Origin of the sequence: Agromyces agglutinans, assembly GCF_009647605.1 — a bacterium.
Classification (GTDB): Bacteria; Actinomycetota; Actinomycetes; order Actinomycetales; family Microbacteriaceae; genus Agromyces; species Agromyces agglutinans.
This window is the reverse complement of sequence record NZ_WJIF01000009.1, coordinates 128,797-145,096: the sequence shown is the minus strand read 5'-3', so window position 1 is coordinate 145,096 and position 16,300 is coordinate 128,797. Positions and strand designations below refer to the sequence as shown.

Below are 16,300 nucleotides of genomic sequence, written 5' to 3'. Positions count from 1 at the left end.
CGGGTCGGTCGAACGGGTAGGCTCGGATGGTGCTCAAGCTCGTCGTGCTGATCTCGGGCGGCGGTTCGAACCTCCGCGCGCTCCTCGAAGCCGCTGCGGATCCGGAGTATCCGGCGAGGGTCGTCGCGATCGGCGCCGACCGCGACGCCGACGGCCTCGTGCTCGGCGAGGAGTACGGCATCCCGACCTTCTCCGTGCCGTTCACCGCGTACGAGTCGCGCGACGCGTGGGGCGAGGCGCTGATCGAGGAGATCCGCCGCTGGGAGCCCGACCTGGTCGTGCTGTCGGGCCTCATGCGGCTGGTGCCCGCGTCGGTCGTGGCGGCGTTCTCGCCGTTCCTGCTCAACACGCACCCGGCCTACCTCCCCGAGTTCCCCGGCGCTCACGGTGTTCGCGACGCCATCGCGGCGGGCGTCACGCAGACCGGGGCCAGCCTCATCGTGGTCGACGACTCGGTCGACGGCGGCCCGATCATCGCGCAGGAGCGCGTGCCCGTGCTGCCCGGTGACACCGAGTCCACGCTGCACGATCGCATCAAGCCCGTCGAACGGCGCCTGCTCATCCAGGCCGTCCGCGACATCGCCACCGCCGACCTCGACCTGAAGGAGCTCGCCGCATCATGAGCGGAGCCACGCACGACCCCAGCTCGTACCGGGAGCGCGACCAGGTGCGCGTGCGCCGCGCGCTCGTCGCCGTGAGCGACAAGCGAGGCCTCGTCGAGCTCGCGACCGCCCTCGTCGACGCCGGGGTCGAGATCGTCTCGACCGGAGGGACGGGTGCCGCCATCGCCGCGGCCGGCCTCCCGGTGACCCAGGTCGCCGAGGTGACCGGCTACCCCGAGCACCTCGACGGGCGCGTGCGCACCCTGCACCCGGGCGTGCACTCGGGCCTGCTCGCCGACCTGCGCCTCGAAGACCACGAGCGCCAGCTCGCCGAGCTGCGCATCCAGCCGTTCGAGCTCGTGGTGGTCAACCTCTACCCGTTCGCCGAGACGGTCGCCTCGGGCGCCGGTCCCGACGCCGTGGTCGAGCAGATCGACATCGGCGGGCCCGCGATGGTGCGCGCGTCCGCGAAGAACCACGCGAACGTGGCCGTCGTCGTGTCGCCCGACCGCTACGACGAGATCGCGCGGGCCGTGGCGGGCGGCGGCACCACGCTCGCGCAGCGGCGCGAGCTCGCGCGCGAGGCCTTCAGGCACACCGCGTCGTACGACATCGCCGTGGCCTCGTGGATGGGTTCGGTCGTCGCGCCCGACCAGCCGGCCGACGTCTCGCCGTTCCCGGCGTGGGTGGGCGGCTCGTGGGCGAAGGACGCCGACCTCCGCTACGGCGAGAACTCGCACCAGCGCGGCGCGCTGTACGCCGCGCAGGGCGCGCCGGCGCCAGGCATCGCGCAGGCGGCGCAGCTGCACGGCAAGGAGATGTCGTACAACAACTACGTCGACGCCGACGCGGCCGTGCGCGCGGCCTTCGACTTCGACGAGCCCGCCGTCGCGATCATCAAGCACGCGAACCCGTGCGGCATCGCGGTGGCGGCATCCGACGCGGTCGACGCCATCGCCGACGCGCACCGGCGCGCGCACGAGTGCGACCCGGTGTCGGCCTACGGCGGCGTGATCGCCGCGAACCGCGTGGTCACCCGCGCCATGGCCGAGACGGTCGCCGGCATCTTCACCGAGGTGCTCGTCGCGCCCGGGTTCGAGCCCGAGGCGCTGGAGCTGCTCACGGCGAAGAAGAACCTGCGGCTGCTCGCGCTGCCCGAGGGCTTCCGACCGACCGCGGTCGAACTCCGCCAGGTCTCGGGGGGCCTCCTGCTCCAGCAGGCCGACCACCACTTCGCCGCTCCCGCCGACTGGACGCTCGTGGCCGGCGAAGCCGCCGACGAGGCGACCCTCGCCGACCTCGCGTTCGCGTGGACCGCGTGCCGGTCGGTCAAGTCGAACGCCATCCTGCTGGCGTCGGGCGGGGCATCCGTCGGCGTGGGCATGGGCCAGGTGAACCGCGTGGACTCGTGCCGGCTCGCGCTCGAGCGCGCGGGGGAGCGCGCGGCCGGCTCGGTCGCGGCATCCGACGCGTTCTTCCCGTTCGCCGACGGCCCGCAGATCCTCATCGACGGCGGCGTCCGCGCGATCGTGCAGCCCGGCGGCTCCATCCGCGACGACGAGGTGATCGCGGCCGCCGCGGCGGCCGGCGTCACGATGTACTTCACCGGAGAGCGCCACTTCTTCCACTGAGTCGGCCGAATCGAACGGATGCCCCGGGCACGCGCCCGGAGCATCCGTTCGCGCTCTCGGCCGCCTGCCGATTCGCGGTTCAGGAATTTCTCGCGCGGGTTCGGCGTGTCGCGGCACGACGCGCCGCCCGCTGGCCGGATCCTCCTGAATTGCGGCGGCGATGGGTCGGGTGGGATGCATCGGTCGCCGGCGTTACCCTTGTGGTGAGGCGCTCACGAGGCGCGCGAACCACGTTCCGCCGACCCGGCGGAGAACCAGGAGTCGATCGATGTCGATCACGCACCCGACCGCAACCCCGCACACTCCCGCCGCCCAGCCGGCGACCACCGTGCCCCTCCCACTCGACGCACCCGGCCACGAGCGCGTGCTCGTGAGCCGCGGCCGCCGCTCGGGCCTGACCGTCGTCGTGGCGGTCCACTCGACCGTGCTCGGCCAGGCACTCGGCGGAGCCCGGCTCTGGCAGTACGAGCACTGGACGGATGCCCTCGCCGACGCCCTCCGCCTGTCCGAGGCGATGACGATGAAGAACGCCGCGGCCGGCCTCGCCCGCGGTGGCGGCAAGGCCGTCATCCACGTGCCGACGGGCGTCGAGGTCGACGACGCGCTGCGCCGGGCAGCGATGCTCGACCTCGGCGACGCCGTCGAGGCACTCGGCGGCGCCTACATGACCGCTGAAGACGTGGGCACGAGCGCCGAGCTCATGGCCGTCGTCGCCGAGCGCACCGCGCACGTGTGCGGACTCCCGCCCGAGCAGGGCGGCGTCGGCGAACCGGCCGACGCGACCGCCGCGGGCGTGCACGCGGGACTCCTCGCGACGCTCGAGCACGTCACGGGCAGGCGCGAGGTCGCCGGTCGCCACGTCGTCATCGCCGGACTCGGCCAGGTCGGCGGCCGGCTCGCGCGGCAGCTCGCCGCCGAGGGCGCCCGCCTGACCGTCACCGACGTCGCCGACGACAAGCGCGCCCTCGCCGAGGAGCTCGGCGCCGAGTGGGTCGAGCCCGCGGAGGCGGCGCTCGTCGAGGCCGACGTCTTCGCCCCGTGCGGGCTCGGCGGCGTGCTCACGCCCGAGGTCGTGCGTCGCCTGCGCGTGCGGGCGGTCGTCGGTGCGGCGAACAACCAGCTCGCCTCGCGCGACGTGGCCGACCTGCTGCGGCAGCGCGGCATCGCGTGGGCGCCCGACTTCGTCGTGAACGCCGGCGGCGTCGTCTACCTCGACCTCGCCTCGACGCCCGGCGTCGGGGCCGCCGAGCGCGCCGAGCGCATCGCGGCGATCGGCGACACCGTCGGGCGCGTGCTCCGCGAGGCGGATGCCTCGGGCGAGACGACGCTCGCGGCCGCCGAGCGCCTCGCGAACGCGCGGCTGGCCGCGGCGCGCGGCTGAGCCGGGCCCGTCCGGCCTCCGTTCCTTCCCGCGCCGATAGGCTGGGCGGATGACGTCCCCCGCGCCATCCGCCCAGCCCGCACGCGCCCGCTTCCGTCCGGCGACCTCACCGGGCCGTCGCGCCGGGGCAGCCATGCTGTCGGCCGCCGCGGTCGCGTTCACGGGGTTCGCGGTCGCGACGCTCGCGCTCTTCGTCGGCAACGGGCAGTCGCCCGACGTGTTCGGCCAGGTCGCCGGACACTTCTTCGCGTCCGCGGTGATCGCCTGGGCACTGCTGTCGGTCGCGAACGCGGTCGGCGCCACCCGTCGTTGGTTCCTCGGGCTGCTCGCGGGCTTCGCGTCGGCGGTGCTCGCGGCGCTGCTCGGCACGTCGTGGACCGTGCTGGTGGGCGGCCGGGGTTTCGCGCCCGACCTGTTCCTGTTCGTGCTCGGCTCGCTCGTGAGCCTCAACCTCGTCTTCATCATCACCGTCACGCTCGCCGAGGTGTTCCTCGCGCCGGTCGTGCAGCGGGGCGTCCTCGGCTTCGTGCCCTCGCGCGCGCCGCGCCGGCTCGCGCTCGTGCGCATCCCCGCGTCGAACCTCGCCGAGGGCGAGCTGACCCACCTCGATCGGGTGCCGATCGACCAGGCGCTCGCCGATGACCAGTGGGACAACTACTGCGCCGCGCTCGTCGCCGAGGGGTGGGAGACCATCGAGGTAGACGCGGCCCCCGACCTCGCCGACTCGGTGTTCGTCGAGGACGCCGTGGTCATGTTCGGCGACCTCGCGGTGCTCACGAGCCCCGGCGCCGAGTCGCGGCGCGCCGAGGTCGAGGCCGTCGAGCGCGCGATCGCCGGCGTGCCGGGCATCACGATCGCCCGCATCCAGCAGCCGGGCACGCTCGACGGCGGCGACGTGCTGAAGGTCGGCGACCTCGTCTACGTCGGTGCGTCGAGCCGTACCAACGCCGAGGGCATCCGGCAGCTCCGCGCGATCCTCGCACCGCACGGGTTCACGGTGGTCGCGGTGCCGGTCACGCGGGCACTGCACCTGAAGAGCTCGGCAACCGCGCTGCCCGACGGCACCGTGATCGGTCATCCCGACCTCGTCGACGAGCCCGCGCTGTTCACCAGGTTCCTCGCGGTCCCTGAGCCCGAGGGCGTCGCCGTCGTGGCGCTCTCCGACGAGACGCTGCTCATGTCGGCGGCCGCGCCGAAGACGGCGGCGATGCTGGCCGGCTTCGGCTACCGGGTCGTCACGGTCGACATCTCCGAATTCGAGAAGCTCGAGGGCTGCGTCACCTGCCTCTCGGTTCGCGTGCGCTGAGCTCTTGCGGCCGGTCTCCGAGCCGGTATAGTCTGCAAGGCTGTCGTCGTGTCCGTGCCGACGGCACGTTCGAGACGACGACGCCGACGTAGGAGGATCCCATGCAGACAGACGACATCTTCGCCGCCCCCGCCGCGGTCGAGGGCGCTGTCCGCGCCACGTCCCCGTCGACCCGTCGCTCCCGGCACTAGCCCGGGGCGTCGCCCGCACCGGCCGAGCCGGTGCCTCGCTTTCTCGCGGATCCCGCGATCGCGGCAGCCTGCCGCCCATCACCCATTCACCGCCGACCGCGACGACACGTCCGCGCGCGGTGCCGCCATCCGGAAGGAATCGGCTTGTCCACCCCTGAACACCAGCCATCGACGCCCGCATCGGAGAACCCGGTGCGGCTCGGCACGGTTCGCGCGCTCTGGCGCCTGCGCCCCTACGTGGGCCGGGCGCTGCCGGCGTTCATCGCGAGCATGGTGGCCTCGCTCAGCGCCATGCTCATCGCGCTCGTCATCCCGCAGGTGCTCGAGCAGATCGTCGACGGCCCGCTGGCCGACGGCGACGCCTCGGCGATCTGGCCGCTGACGCTCCTCGTCTTCGGCCTCGGCGTGCTCGAGGCCGTGCTGTACGCGGTCCGGCGCATCCTCGTGATCGGCCCGGGCACCCGGGTCGAAGCGCGCATGCGCAACGCGCTCTACGCGAAGCTGCAGGACCTCCCGGTCAGCTTCCACGACCGCTGGCCGAGCGGCCAGCTGCTCTCGCGCGCGGTGAGCGACCTCGGCCTCATCCGCCGGTGGCTGAGCTTCGGCTTCGTGCTGCTCGTGGTGAACGTCATCGTGATCGTGGTCGGCGCGGCCGTGCTCATCTCGATGAACTGGCTGCTGGGGCTCATCTTCCTGGTCTGCTCGCTGCCGCTCTGGTGGGCGGGCTACCGGTTCGAGGGCCGCTACTCGGAGATGACGCGTTTGAGCCAGGACCAGTCGGGCGACCTCGCGACCGCGGTCGAGGAGTCGGTGCACGGCATCCGCGTGCTGAAGGCGTTCGGCCGGGGCAAGCACGCGCTGGGCACGTTCCGTGCGCGCGCCGAGCGACTGCGCAGCACCGAGATCGAGAAGGCCCGCCTCGACGCGAACATCTGGGTGTGGATCATGGTGGTCCCCGCCGTGGCGACCGCGCTCTGCCTCGTCGTGGCCGTCTGGCTCGCCGCGAACGGCCAGCTGTCGGTCGGCCAGGTCGTGGCGTTCTTCGCGACCGCCGCCGCGGTGGCGTGGCCGATCGAGTCGGTGGGCTTCCTGCTCGCATTCGCACTCGACGCGCGCACCGCGACCGACCGCTTCTTCGACATCATGGACGAGCCGAACCGGGTCGGCGACCCCGAGCGGCCGGTCTCCGTCGAGCGTCCGCGGGGCGAGCTGGCCTTCAACGACGTGCACTTCCGGTACCAGGACTCGCCGGACCGCTTCGGCGACCTGCTCGACGGCGTCGACCTCGTACTCGAGCCGGGCGAGACGATGGCGCTGGTCGGGCTCACCGGATCGGGCAAGACCACGATGACCGCCCTCGCGACGCGCCTCTACGACGTGACCGGCGGCTCGGTGACGCTCGACGGCGTGGATGTCCGCGCGCTCACGCGCGAGGAGCTGCGCCGCCACATCGCGATGGCGTTCGAGGACGCGACCCTGTTCTCGGCGTCGGTGCGCGAGAACGTGCTGCTCGGCCGGCCCGAGCTCGCGGGCGACGACCCCGGGACCCGCGCAGAGGCGCAGCGCGTGCTCGAGGAGGCGCTGCGCATCGCGCAGGCCGGGTTCGCGTACGACCTGCCCGACGGCGTCGACACGACGGTCGGCGAGGAGGGCATGAGCCTCTCGGGCGGCCAGCGCCAGCGGCTCGCGCTCGCGCGCGCGGTCGCGGCGGCACCTGCCGTGCTCGTGCTCGACGACCCGCTGTCGGCGCTCGACGTCGCCACCGAGGAGCGCGTCGAGGCCGAGCTCCGCCAGGTGCTCGCGACGACGACGGCCCTCATCGTGGCGCACCGGCCGTCCACGGTCGCGCTCGCCGATCGCGTGGCGTTGCTCGAAGACGGGCGGATCACCCGGGTCGGCACCCACTCGGAGCTCATGCGCGAGAGCGAGCACTACCGGTTCGTGCTCTCCAGCCTCGAGGAGGAACGGCGCGACCGCGAGGCCGCCGACCCGCACGAACCCCGACCGCACGACGACGGGGCATCCGCCGAGCCCGTGCTCGACGGAACCCAGGAGGAGGTGGCCTCATGAGCGTCTACGGCGTCCAGGGTGAGGAACGCACCCGGTACACGAAGGCCGAGTCCAAGCAGATCCGCACGCGGTCGCTGCGACTGCTCGGCTCGCTGCTGCGCCCGCTGAAGGCGAGGCTCTGGCTCACGGCGCTCGCCGTCGTGGTGTCCTCCGCCGCGCAGGCGGCCGGGCCCGCGCTCATCGCCTACGGCATCGACAGCGGCATCCCCGCGTTGCTCGCACAGGACTGGTTCCCGGTCGCGTTCGCGGGGCTCGCGTACCTGCTGAGCGGACTGGCCGGCGCCTTCCTGATCTCGATCTACATCCGCTCGTCGGCGAGGATCAGCCAGGCGGTGCTGATCGACCTGCGCACCCGGGTGTTCCTGCACACGCAGAAGCTGAGCCTCGAGTTCCACGAGTCGTACACGTCGGGTCGCATCATCTCGCGGCAGACCAGCGACCTCGACGCGATCCGCGAGCTGCTGGACGAGGGGCTGACGCTGCTCGTGCGCGGGGTCACGTACATGGTGTTCATGGCCGGTGCGCTGATCATCTTCGATCCGCCGTCGGCGCTCGTGCTGCTCGTCGCGCTCGTACCGCTGGGCATCCTGACCCGCTGGTTCCAGGTGCGCTCGCAGGCCCTGTTCCGTCGTTCGCGCGTCGCGAGCGCGAAGCTGATCGTGCAGTTCGTGGAGACCATGACCGGCATCCGCGCCGTGCAGGCGTTCCGCAAGGAGCGTCGCAACGAGCGGGTGTTCGGCGACCTCGTCGAGGACTACCGCGACGTGAACGCGGGTGTGCTGCGCCTGTTCGCCGTGTTCAACCCGGGTCTCGCGCTCATCGGCAACACGGCCGTCGCGGTCGTGCTGCTGCTCGGGGCCTTCCGCGTCGTCGACGGGGCGCTCGGGGTGGGCGTGCTGCTGGCCGCCGTCATGTACACGAAGCGGTTCTTCGACCCGATGGAGGACATGGCGATGTTCTACAACGGGTACCAGTCGGCCTCGAGTGCGCTGGAGAAGATCTCGGGCGTGCTCGAGGAGGAGCCGAGCGTTCCCGACCCGGTGCAGCCGGTCGACCTCTGGACGGCCGACGGCCACGTGCGTTTCGACGGCGTCGAGTTCGCGTACACCGCCGACCGGGTCATCCTGCCGCGGTTCGACCTCGACCTGCCCGCCGGGCAGACGGTCGCCCTCGTGGGCTCGACCGGTGCCGGCAAGTCGACGCTCGCGAAGCTGATCGCACGGTTCTACGACCCGTCCGACGGCGCGGTGACGCTCGACGGCGTCGACCTGCGCGACCTGCACCCGAAGGACCTGCGGCGTGCGATCGTGATGGTGACCCAGGAGGCGTACCTGTTCTCGGGGACCGTCGCCGACAACATCGCGCTGGGCCGGCCGGATGCCCCGTTCGACGAGATCGTGCGCGCGGCGAAGGCCGTCGGGGCGCACGAGTTCATCGAGTCGCTGCCCAACGGCTACGACACCGACGTGAACAAGCGCGGCGGGCGGGTCAGCGCCGGCCAGCGGCAGCTCATCTCGTTCGCGCGCGCCTTCCTCGCGAACCCGGCGGTGCTGATCCTCGACGAGGCGACGAGCTCGCTCGACATCCCGAGCGAGCGGCTCGTGCAGGAGGGGCTGACCAAGCTGCTCGCCGACCGCACCGCGGTGATCATCGCGCACCGGCTGTCGACGGTCTCGATCGCCGACCGGGTGCTCGTGATGGAGCACGGCCGGATCGTCGAGGACGGCACACCCGACGACCTGATCGGCGGCACCGGCCGCTTCGCCGCGCTGCACGCGGCCTGGCGGGACTCGCTGGTCTAGGAGCGGCCGGACTCTCCGGTCACGCGCCGGGGAGTCCGCCGCTCGACGCGGTCGTCGCGGGGCAGCTCGTCGCGGCGGAACTCGGGCAGCCACCACACGCCGTTCGCCCACGCCACGATGAACACCGCGACCGCCGTGCTCGTCGCCTGGAGCCAGGTCAGGCCGATGGCCGACATCATCGATTCGACGACCCAGGCGACGAGCCACGCGCCGGCGACGGCGATGACCGTCACCGTGAGCCAGGAGACCCAGCGCGAACTCGCCCGTGCGGGGGCGGCGAAGCGCATCGGCAGCCAGTCGGCCGTCAGCGCGATCGTGACGAGGGCGGCGCCCACGGCGAGCACCGGGAGGTCGCGCGGCAGCGGCGGCTCGAGCAGCGCCTGCGCCCAGCCGGGTGCCGACGGGTTCGAGGCGACGAACGCCTGCACCACGGGCAGCAGGCCGCCGAGCACGACGAACGCCGCGACCATCAGGTTCGTGCGCACGAGGCGGGCCGTGACCGTGGTCGGCCGCGCGCCGCTCGCGGCGCGGACGGCGACGCTCGTGAGCGCCGCGCTCACGCCGAGGCACAGCAGGCCCATCAGGACGTTCGCCCACGCGATCGCGATCGCGAGCGGAACGAGGCTGCACGCCGCGACGAGCGCATACTTCAGCATGCCGGGCACCGACGAACGCCGGGCTGCCTCGACGTCGGCGCGCCGGTCGACGTCGGCGATGCCGTCGCGCACGCGTCGCCAGCGGATGCGCGAGCGGATCACCCCGGCGGCGAGCCCGCCGCCGACCGCCGCGACGACGACGGCCGCGGTCACGACGCTGCCGGTCGTCGGCGTGAACGCCGTCCACGTGAGGAGCCAGGCCGTGCCCGCGGTGAGGCCCGCGACCAGCGCGAGCCGCGGTGGGTCGGCGATCGCGGGCACCGCGACGAGGGCCGGCCGCAGGAACACGAGCAGCGCCTGCACCGCGCCCGCGAGGATGCGGTTGGCCGGCGCCGCCGCGCGGTCGATGAGGCGGATGGCCCGCGAGGCGAGCGCGAAGCGGTAGCCGGGCACGAGGTTCCACAGCGTGTCGGTCCCGGCGCGCACTCGGGCGCGCGGGGGTTCGCCCGGCGCCTCATCGGCGGGCGTCAGCAGCGAGAGTTCGTGCTCGTGGTACTCGCCCTCGTCGCTCTCGGCGAGCACCGCGTCCTGCACGAGGCGTACATCGGCGTCGAGCGAGGCGGCGTCGTGGGCGCCGTCGTGGAGCGCGGCGGCGTCGTGGGCGCCGTCGTCGCCGCCGGGAGCCCGCGAGTCGAGCAGCCGCACGAGGCCTGCGGCACCGTCGAGCCGTCCCCACCACCAGTCGTTGACCCGCCAGCCCTTGGCGAGGAAGCCGAGGAAGTTGCCGAAGCCGTACCCGGCGAGCTTCGTCTGGCGGTCGATCGGGTCGGGATCGGGGGCGTTCAGGTCGGCGACCACCTCGTCCACGCTCCGGCGCGGCGTGCGCAAGGCGACCTGCACGCGGGTGAGGAAGCGGTCGGCGAGCAGTTCGCTGAAGCCGCCCTGGGCCGCCGGGCGCTCGTCGACGCCGATGGCCCAGTAGTCCACCTTCGAGAGCGACGCGGGAATGCCGATGGGATAGGCCAGCGGCGCGAGCTCGACGGCCCGTCGCGGACCGGCGAGGCCGATCGCGCGCCAGGGCGAGCGGCGCCACCGCTCGGCGATCGCGTGGTCGTGCGCCGCGATCTCCGGCTCGAGCGAACGGGTCAGCTCCGTGAGCTCCGCGACGCACGCGTCGAGGGCGCGCCAGTTCGCGGCGGTGTCGACGGCCTCGCAGCCCGCGAGCCAGGTCTCGAGCCAGGCGTCGAGGTCGGCGGCATCCGGTCGTCGGTTCGGCGCGCACGTGCGGAGCACGTGCATCAACACGCCCTCGGTGACCCGGTCGACCGAGCCGTCGGCATCGTGCAGCGCCGCATAGGCCTCGCGGCGCACGGCGACGAGTTCGCGTGCCCGGCGCGAACCGGGCCGCTCGGGCACCGACTCGATCTCGCGCGCCCACGCGAGCACGCACGCCGCGGCGTCGGCGAGCGCCGGCGGCGACGCCAGCGCGGCATCCGGTCGCTCGGCGGCGAGTCGCGCGAACCGTGCGTTCGCGGCCTCGTCGAGGGCCGCGAGCGCCGAGCGGTCGACGGGCGTGTACCGGCGACGGCGCCGCCCGGCCGAATGCAGCTGCCACAGCGACGGCTGGGCGAGCACCTCGGCGAGGTGCTCGGCGACCACGCCGCCGAGCGCGCGCACGTACGCGGCGTCGCGGTCGGCGACCGCGCTCGGCTCGCTGCTCGCCGACGCGACGAGACCGGCCCCCGCCAGCCGACGTGTCGCCTCGATCGAGCGCTGGCCGTTGAAGCGCGCCAGTTCGGATGCCTCGCGCGCGACGGACTCTCGGCGCATGCTCTTCGAGAACATCGCACCGACGGCGCTGAAGAACCGCGTCGCGTCGGGATCCCAGGGCGCCGGCCCGCCCATCGCCGGATCGGGCTCGGGGTCGAGGAAGACCAGCATCCGATCGGCGAGGCGATCGCTCGCGCGCAGCTTCGCAGAGCGCAGCGCCCGGTCGATCGGCACGTTGTCGAACACGGCGCCGTCGATGACCCGGAACGGCTCGGCCGGGCGGGCCCGGTGCGCCGCGAACGCGAAGCGCAGGTCGGCGCGCTCGGCGACCGACCGCGCCGAGGCCTCTGCCGCTCGACGTTCCGCGGCGTCGGGCAGGTGGCCGGGGTCGTCGGGATCGGCCAGGTCGCCCATCGCCGGCCACTCGGTCGAGCGGATCTCGGCCGGCTCGAACCCGCCCGCGAGCGACGACGTCGAGCGTGCGGCGAGGGCCAGCTGGTCGAGCTGGGCGAGGTCGTCGGCCGCCTTCTCGGGATAGTCGAGCGCGCCGCGGCGCGGCACGAGGTTGTCGAGATGGTGCCGGTCGCTGCCCACGAAGTGGAAGTGGCCGCGGCCGTCGACCGTGTCCTCCTCGAGCTGGTCGGCGGCGTCGATGATCGTCGTCGACAGGTCGACCGAGACGTAGTCGGGCACGAGGTCGGGATGCCCGTCGGTCGAGCCGTAGAGCTTCACGAGCGCGTCGCGCACGCTCGGCCGGAAGTACCCCTCGCCGCGCATGAGCGCGCGCGGCGCCCAGACGCCCGGGCCGTGCAGCAGCCCCCAGAATCCGCCCACGGTGCCCCAGGTGTGCAACAGGTCGTCGAGCGTCGTGCCGGCCCGCTGGGCCACCGAGTACACCACGGCGTTGAGCCCGCCCGCGCTCGCGCCCGCCAGCAGGTCGACCTCGACGCGGTCGTACCCGGCCGCGTGCAGCCGGTGGGCGTACGCGCCGGCGCGCGCCTGCACGGCCTCGCCCGGCGGTGCTTCGCCCGGGTGCAGGAGCACGGCGGTCGTGCGCCCGTCGATCTCGTACAGGCGGATGCGTCGCAGGAGATCGAGTTCGGCGGCGACGCCGCCGATCCAGACGGCGAGGCTCACGCCGCCGCGCATCGCGAGCGCGATCCGCAGGGTGCGGCCGGATGCCGGCCGCGCACCGTCGCGCTCGAGGTCGGCCAGCCGCACGCCGGGGCCGACCGGCCTGACGGCGATCGGGCGATCGCTGCGCGGATCATCGGCGTGGGGCATCCGTGGCCTCCCTCGGGTATGCGGGCAGCGGGCACGTGCCGCCGGCGTGACCAGCGTGGCACGGCGTCGTCCGTTTCGCATCGGGGTGTCCCCTGAACTGGTGCCGTCGGCGCGGCCCGTGACGCGATACGCTCGCCGGAGCGGGGGAGACGACCGGGGGGATCGCGCACGCACGGAAGGCCGGAGGAGCGATGCAGGAGACGGAGACGACCCCGTTGCGCGTGGCGGTGGCCGACGATGCGCTGCTGCTGCGCGAGGGGATCCAGAAGGTGCTCGAGGGCGGCGGCATCGAGGTCGTGGCCTCGGTGGGCACCGGCGACGAGTTGCTCGAGGTGGTCGCCGGCGGCGGCATCGACGTGGCCGTGCTCGACATCCGCATGCCGCCGAGCTTCCGCGACGAGGGCATCGTCGCGCTCGAGACCCTGCGCGCATCGGGCACCGACATCGGCGTGCTGCTGCTCTCGATGTACGCGACGCCCGAGTACGCGCTGCGCGTCATGGGTGCCGGCAGCGGCACCGGCTACCTGCTGAAGGAGCGCGTCTCCGAGCCGCAGACCCTCGTGCGGGCCGTCGAATCGGTCGCCGCCGGCGGCTCCGTCGTCGACCCCGAGGTCGTCGAACAGCTCGTGGCGCGCACGCGTGCCGACGACCCGCTGGACCGGCTCACCGAACGCGAGCGGTCGGTGCTCGAGCTCATGGCGCAGGGCTACTCCAACGGCGGCATCGCCCAGACGCTGTTCCTCGGCCTCAAGACCGTCGAGACGCACGTGCGGTCAATCCTGCAGAAGCTCGACCTCGAGGAGTCGCCCGAGCACCACCGCCGTGTGCTCGCCGTGCTGACCCTGCTCGGCGCGAGGTGACCGGGAGCCCGTCGTGATGGCGCCCGGCCGCAAGCGCCGGATCGCCCTGCGGACCGCCGTCATCGTCGCGGCGGTCGCCCTGAGCCTCACAATGGAGATCTCCGGATTCCTCGCGACGCCCGAGGCCGAGCGCGACGAGATCTCGTACACGACGCTGCACGCGGCGGTGCCGCTCGTGTTCGCCGCGTGCGCCGGCGTCGCGTGGCGGATCGGGCCCACGCGCATCCCCTCGCGCCTCATGATCGCGGTCGTCGTGCTCTGGATCCCGCAGTCGATCTACCACGTCATCGGCGACCTCGGCTGGCTGTGGCCGATCGTTCGCGGCGTCGACCTCGGCTGGGCCGTCGTGACGGGCGTGCTCGTGCTCATCTATCCGCGTGGATGGCTGCACGGCGGGTTCGAGCGGTGGATCGCGGCCATCGCGCTCGTCGCGTCGCTCGTGAACCTCGTGACCGTGCTGCTGTTCGGCACGCCGGGACCCGAGACGTGCGACTGCGTGCCGAACCCGTACCAGGTCGCCGAGATCCCGATGCTCTTCTCGACGCTGGACATCGCGTACCGCGTGATCGGCGGCCTGCTCGCGCTGCTCATCGCCGGGCGGCTGCTCGTGCAGTGGGTGCGCGGCAGCGTGCCCGCGCGCACCGTCGCGTTCCTGATGCCGCTGGCGCTGCTGGCCTGGGCGACGACGCTCGCCGCGCAGGCCGCCAGCTACGCCGCGCAGTCGACGTCGGGGGAGGTGCTCGAGACCATCTCGCTCATCGCCATCGCATCGGTGCCCGTCAGCTTCGTCGCGGGCATCTCGCACACCCGCAACATGCGCGCGCGCGTCGCCGACCTCATGCGCATCACGCGCGAGGGCGCCGACCGCGGTCTCTGGGCGGAGTCGCTCGCGCGGACCCTCCGCGACGCGTCCGTGCGCGTGTACTGGTGGGACGAGGAGCGCGGCGGGTACTTCGACGCGGCCGGGGTGCCCATCGGCCCGCACGTGGACCCTCGCGGAAGCCAGAGCATCCTCCCCGTCGCGTCGCCCCTCGGCGTGCCGATCGCGCTCATCCGGCACGACCGGGTGCTCACCGACAACATGCGCCTGCTCGACGGCGTCTCGAGCGCACTGCGGCTGTCGGTCGACAACGGGCGGCTGCGCTCCGAGATCGAGCGCACCCTCGAACAGGTGCGCCAGTCGCGCCAGCGTATCGTCGAGGCGGGCGTCGACGCCCGGCGCCGCATCGAGCGCGACCTGCACGACGGCGCCCAGCAGCGACTGGTCTCGCTCGGGATGAGCCTGCGCCTCGCGGCCGATCGCGCGGGCGAGCTCGGCGATCCCGAGCTGCTCACCGACCTCGAGGCCGCGATCGACGACCTCACGAAGGGTCTGCGCGAGCTCCGGGAACTCGCGCACGGCATCCATCCGAGCCTGCTCTCGGCCGGCGGGCTCGCGCTCGCCGTGCCCGAGCTGGCCGGCCGGTGCCCGGTGCCGGTCGCGGTCGACGTGCAGGCCGAGGGCCGCCTGCCCGAGATCATCGAGTCCACCGCGTACTTCGCGATCGCCGAGCTGCTCGCGAACGTCGCCAAGCACTCGGGCGGCACCAGGGCCTGGGTGCGAGCGCACCTGCACGACCACGAGCTCGAGCTGGTCGTGCGCGACAACGGCGTCGGCGGGGCGTCGCTCGACGGCGGCAGCGGCATGCTCGGCATCGACGACCGCATCGACGCCGTGGGCGGGCGGCTCGAGCTCGAGAGTCCGCTCGGGGCGGGCACGACCGTGACCATTCGCATCCCGACGGCGGCGGCGGCGGGGGAGTAGCGGCGCCGGAGCGCCGACTCGACCACCGTGCTACGGCCGCCAGCGGCACGCCGCGAGATCGATGCGGTAGCCGTCGTCGTCGTCGGCCGGCCGCAGCGGGGTGCCCTCGCGCTCGTAGTGACCGCGCGCCCGAACGGCGTGCCCCGCCGGGGGTCGCCCGCCCGCGCGCACCACGCGCCACCACGCCACGTCGGAGCCGTACCGCGCCATCACCTGCCCCACGGCCCGCGCGCCGCGCGAGCCGAGCAGGGCGGCGACGTCGCCGTAGGTTGCGACCTGCCCGGGCGGGATGTCATCGACGACGGCGAGCACGGCCGCCACGAAGCCCTCGGCAGGCGTCATCCGCCCGCCGGCCCGTCTGCCCGCCGCCCGTCTGCCTGCCGCCACGTCGCCGCCACGTCCGGCTCGCCCGCGGTCAGAGCTCGAGCGCGCCGATGACATCGCCGTAGGGCGACTCGCCGATCTCGTGGAACCCGATGCGGTGGAAGAACGCGCCGGGGCCCTCCTCGTCGGGCTCCCAGAGCACGGTGATGCGGTCGACGCCGCGGCGCTTGGCCTCTTCGGCGAGCGACGTGGCGAGGAAGCGCCCGACGCCCTTGCCCTGCACCTCGGCGTCGACGTTGATGCGCCAGATGCAGGCCCGGAAGAACTCGTGCTCGTTCTCGGGGTCGAAGTTGCCGTGGATGAACCCGACGACCCGGTCGTCGAGCAGGGCCACGCGCTGCCACGCGGTCGCGGGGTTCACGACCGAGGACTCGGCCGAGTAGGTGACCGGCGCGATGAACTGCTCCTGCCCGGGCTTCAGCGACAGCTGGTTCGCCGCGACGATGTTCGATGCGGACAGTTCTTCGAGTCGCAGCTCAGCCATGCAAGCAAGGCTAACCCGGACGGGGGACACGGCGATAGCCGCGCGTGGCGCGGATCCGGCGACGATTTTGTCTCGATGTCGAGATATCCGGACGACGCGGTAAGCTGTTCGGCGGCGTGCCCGCACCGCCCCGAG

The 16,300-nt window shown here is 73.4% G+C and carries 11 protein-coding genes; 8 read left to right on the top strand and 3 right to left on the bottom strand.

The window, feature by feature from the left end; all coding sequences use genetic code 11:
* The first annotated feature begins 29 nt into the window (after positions 1-29).
* The 6 genes from purN to GE115_RS14660 all read left to right on the top strand — a co-directional run bounded on the left by purN (position 30) and on the right by GE115_RS14660 (position 8,983).
* Entirely contained in the window at positions 30-623 is a 594-nt protein-coding gene (gene purN, locus GE115_RS14685; RefSeq protein WP_312855211.1) for a phosphoribosylglycinamide formyltransferase, read from the top strand.
* Positions 620-2,233, top strand: a complete 1,614-nt coding sequence (gene purH / locus GE115_RS14680) for a bifunctional phosphoribosylaminoimidazolecarboxamide formyltransferase/IMP cyclohydrolase (RefSeq protein ID WP_153685518.1) — start codon at positions 620-622, stop codon at positions 2,231-2,233. The genes purN and purH overlap by 4 nt, the downstream gene beginning before the upstream one ends.
* A 268-nt stretch (positions 2,234-2,501) precedes the next feature.
* On the top strand, positions 2,502-3,614 hold the full coding sequence (locus GE115_RS14675; protein WP_153685517.1) for a Glu/Leu/Phe/Val dehydrogenase dimerization domain-containing protein: 1,113 nt from the start codon (positions 2,502-2,504) through the stop codon (positions 3,612-3,614).
* A 49-nt stretch (positions 3,615-3,663) separates the two neighbouring features.
* On the top strand, positions 3,664-4,920 hold the full coding sequence (gene ddaH, locus GE115_RS19130) for a dimethylargininase (protein WP_153685516.1): 1,257 nt from the start codon (positions 3,664-3,666) through the stop codon (positions 4,918-4,920).
* A gap of 461 nt (positions 4,921-5,381) precedes the next feature.
* A complete protein-coding gene (locus tag GE115_RS14665) occupies positions 5,382-7,181 on the top strand; it encodes an ABC transporter ATP-binding protein (protein ID WP_153685548.1) in 1,800 nt (599 codons plus the stop codon).
* Positions 7,178-8,983 (top strand): ABC transporter ATP-binding protein, encoded by a 1,806-nt coding sequence (locus tag GE115_RS14660; protein ID WP_153685515.1) that lies wholly within the window; start codon positions 7,178-7,180, stop codon positions 8,981-8,983. Before GE115_RS14665 ends, GE115_RS14660 begins: the two co-directional genes overlap by 4 nt.
* Here the strand turns inward: GE115_RS14660 and GE115_RS14655 are convergent.
* Positions 8,980-12,633, bottom strand: a complete 3,654-nt coding sequence (locus tag GE115_RS14655) for a DUF3376 domain-containing protein (protein WP_172979947.1) — start codon at positions 12,631-12,633, stop codon at positions 8,980-8,982. The genes GE115_RS14660 and GE115_RS14655 overlap by 4 nt on opposite strands.
* Positions 12,634-12,824: 191 nt before the next feature.
* On the opposite strand from GE115_RS14655, the gene GE115_RS14650 reads away from it, so the two are divergent.
* Together GE115_RS14650 and GE115_RS14645 are read left to right on the top strand one after the other, a co-directional pair.
* Positions 12,825-13,493 (top strand): response regulator transcription factor, encoded by a 669-nt coding sequence (locus GE115_RS14650; protein WP_153685513.1) that lies wholly within the window; start codon positions 12,825-12,827, stop codon positions 13,491-13,493.
* 16 nt (positions 13,494-13,509) lie between these two features.
* Entirely contained in the window at positions 13,510-15,297 is a 1,788-nt protein-coding gene (locus GE115_RS14645) for a sensor histidine kinase (protein ID WP_246190818.1), read from the top strand.
* Positions 15,298-15,327: 30 nt separating this feature from the next.
* On the opposite strand, the gene GE115_RS14640 is transcribed toward GE115_RS14645, so the two are convergent.
* Together GE115_RS14640 and GE115_RS14635 are read right to left on the bottom strand one after the other, a co-directional pair.
* The gene (locus GE115_RS14640; RefSeq protein ID WP_153685511.1) at positions 15,328-15,639 is read right to left on the bottom strand and encodes an MGMT family protein; all 312 of its coding nucleotides are present in this window, start codon (positions 15,637-15,639) and stop codon (positions 15,328-15,330) included.
* A gap of 73 nt (positions 15,640-15,712) precedes the next feature.
* Positions 15,713-16,165 carry a GNAT family N-acetyltransferase gene (locus GE115_RS14635; protein ID WP_153685510.1) on the bottom strand — a complete coding sequence of 151 codons (453 nt, stop codon included), beginning with the start codon at positions 16,163-16,165 and terminating at the stop codon, positions 15,713-15,715.
* Positions 16,166-16,300 lie beyond the last annotated feature (135 nt).